At 58.3% G+C, this 3,303-nt stretch carries 1 protein-coding gene and 1 pseudogene; both read left to right on the top strand.

All coding sequences use genetic code 11. The annotated features are described in order from the left end of the window. Positions 1 to 157: 157 nt before the first annotated feature. A pseudogene (locus AB3X89_RS39150) lies at positions 158 to 553 on the top strand (formyltransferase family protein); the annotation flags it as partial. 219 nt (positions 554 to 772) lie between these two features. Continuing rightward, positions 773 to 3,303: amino acid adenylation domain-containing protein (locus AB3X89_RS39155; RefSeq protein WP_368587931.1), on the top strand; the 2,531-nt coding region annotated here is incomplete at its 3' end.

Raw genomic sequence — 3,303 nt, forward strand, 5'->3', positions numbered from 1 at the left:
GCCTCAAAACGCTTAAAGGGACGGTGAATTCGCATTGAATCTGCACAATGCGAAAAATCTTGCGACGAGAGTCGCGTAATTGGAGCGGGGCCTCTTCAACTCGGGTGTACTTCAGCAGCCTGTTAGGTGTGCTCAGCTAGCCCAAGAAAGGGGGCACGTGATCCGCGCGGTACTTTGTGCGGACTCCCGGTTTTCCGAGTGGGCCACCGGTGCCAATATCCTATGTTGTAGCAGCGTCGACGAGCTCTCGACATTTGTAGATATTGAGCCCGTTGAATATATATTTTCTGTCGCCAATCCGTTCATATTGCCAGTGGGTATGCTTAGGCAGGCACGTCAAGGCGCTTTCAATTATCACGATGGACCCCTCCCTCAATATGCGGGAACTCATGCCACTTCTTGGGCGTTGCTTGCTGGTGAAAGCGAATATGCAATTACGTGGCATTGTATGGATCAAGGCGTCGATACTGGTGATGTGGTCGTTCGGCGTCAGGTTTTAATAACGCCGACCGACACTGCATTCACCCTAAACATTAGATGTTATGAAGCTGCTATCGAGGGGTTCCGTGAGTTGCTAATTGGATTGACCGATGGGGCCCTCGATATACGTCCGCAAAGGATGCTGGACAGGAGCTACTTTCCGAGGTATCGAAGGCCCGATGTTGGGGGCTGTTTACGTTGGGATCGATCTGCGGAAGATTTGTCTGCAATGGTGCGGGCCTTGGATTTCGGAGCAAATTATCCAAATCCGTTGGGAATGCCAAAGGTTATCTTGGTCGATGATCTTGTGGCAGTCAAACGCGTAAAGGTTCTGGATCGATGCTCGGATGAGCTTCCGGGTTCCTTGCTGGGGATCCACCGTTGGAATTGGCGTGTCGCGACAGCTACGCAAGATGTCGATGTTTGGTTTTCTGGTCCGGACGGTCAATCTATTGACGCGTCGGCGCTCGCGAAGCATCACGGTCTGGATATAGGAGACCGTCTTCACATATTCGGTGTAGAACAGGCGTCGAGCATTACTTCCGAGCTCGAAATGTTAGCCGTGCAAGAGTCATTTTGGCGCCAGCGGCTTGCCGGGTTCAGATCGTTGCAGCTTCCCTTTTTTTTGTCGTCGGCTTTGGCCATGACGAAATGGCAGTCCAGTTCGGAGAATGCTTTTAGCGTTTTGGCTGAATTGGCACCGATCGAGCGCATGGTACACATAGTGGTCGGCTGGCTAATCTATCTTTCCCGCATCTCAGGTGAATCTGAGCTTCAGTTGGGATGGAGTCCTACGCTCAATGTATCGGGAGTTGCATCGGAAGCAACAGGGTCGCATATTGCCGCAGTCGTGCCGATGAAAATTGTAGTTGATCTCGATGATGCTTTTGCAGAGGTGCGTAGGACAGTTGAGACCGAATTCGCTCTGCTTCGAGCACACAAAAGTTTTGCTGGGGATCTCGTTGCACGCTACCCGGCGTTAAAGAACATAGAGGCACTTCGATCGCGGTGCCCGTGGCCGATTGGTATCACGATAAGGGAAGGTGCTTCTTCGCATGAGCTGGGATCAGCGCCGAATTCTGGAATACTTCGCTCGGGCAACGTGCTGACGCTTGAAGTGTGCTCTTTGGACGGTAGCTTTCGATGGCACTTCGACAGAAGCCGCTTGGCACCGGAGAATGTCGAACGTATTACACAGCATTTGGAAAAATTGTTGGGTGCTGTGATGGCTGAGCCTCGGCAGCCGGTGGGCCGCATCGACATCCTGCCGGCGGCGGAGCGTGGGTATCTGCTGGAGGAGCTGAACCGCACGGAGGCGGCGTATCCGTCGGAGCGGTGCATCCATGAGCTGTTCGAGGCGCAGGTGCGGCGGGCACCGGAGGCGGTGGCGCTGGTGCATGAGAACGAGAGACTGAGCTATGGCGAGCTCAATGCGCGGGCCAACCGGCTGGCCCATCATCTGATCGCACTCGGAGTCAGGCCGGATCAGCCGGTGGGGATCTGCGTGGAGCGCAGCCCGGCGATGGTGGTGGGGCTGCTGGCGATCCTGAAGGCGGGGGGCGCATATGTGCCGCTGGATGCGGCGTATCCGGGCGCGCGGCTGCGGCAGATTCTGGGGGAGGCGGCGCCGCGGCTGGTGCTGGCCGATGCGGCGGGGCGTGCGGCGCTGGGCGAGGAGGCGCTCGCTGGGGTGGGGCTGGTGGAGCTGGAGGCGCAGTCGCCGGCGTGGGCCGGGCAGCCGTCATCGGATCCGGATGCGCGCGCGCTGGGCCTGGGCCCGCACCATCTGGCCTATGTGATCTACACGTCGGGCTCCACCGGCACGCCCAAGGGCGTCATGGTCGAGCACAGAAACCTGTTGAATTATTTGCAATGGTCGCATCGCAGTTATTACGAAGAAGCGTTGAATGGTTCGCCGATATTACATTCGTTGAGCTTTGACGGCATCGTTACAACTTTATTCGGGCCCCTGTTGGCAGGTGCAGCGCTGTATCTTCTAAAACCTCCTGTTGAAACTGATTTACTTTCTCCTGCTAACGATGGTCGGGTCTACGATTTGATCAAGCTGACGCCTTCGCACCTGAGCCTGTTAAACCGGCAACTGGAGTGTTACGAAGGTCCGGCTCCGACGAAGGCACTGATGGTTGGTGGGGAACCGTTAGTACCTGCGGATATTCAGTTTTGGCGAAAGCGCTTCCCGAATGTGCGCCTGATCAACCACTTCGGTCCTACAGAAGCGACAGTTGGAAGCGTCACATTTGAAATATCCAAAGTTATCGATGGATCCGCCTCTATCCCGATCGGCCGTCCGATTGCGAACACGCGGGTGTACGTGCTGGACGGTCATGGCGAGCCGGTGCCGTTCGGGGCGGCTGGGGAGCTCTACATTGGCGGGGCGGGGGTCACGCGTGGCTACCTGAACCGCCCCGAGCTGACAGCCGAGCGGTTCATCGCCAGTCCCTTTGTGGAGGGCGATCGGCTGTACCGCACGGGGGACCTGGCGCGGTACCTGCCGGACGGCAATCTGGAGTTTCTGGGGCGCACCGACGAGCAGGTCAAGATCCGGGGCTTTCGCATCGAGCCGGGCGAGGTGGCCGCGCACCTGTGCGGACATGCGTGGGTACGCGAGGCGGTGGTGGTGGCGCGCGAGGAGCGGGCCGGCGAGCCGCAGCTGGTGGCGTATGTGGTGGCCGCAGAGGAGGCGCAGGAAGCGCAGCTTGCGGCGACGCTGCGCGCGCATCTGGTGGGGCAGCTGCCGGACTACATGGTGCCGGCGGCGTTCGTGCCGCTGGCGGCGCTGCCGCTGACGGTGAACGGCAAGCT

Origin of the sequence: Paraburkholderia sp. BR14320 (assembly GCF_040948665.1) — a bacterium.
GTDB lineage: Bacteria > Pseudomonadota > Gammaproteobacteria > Burkholderiales > Burkholderiaceae > Paraburkholderia > Paraburkholderia youngii.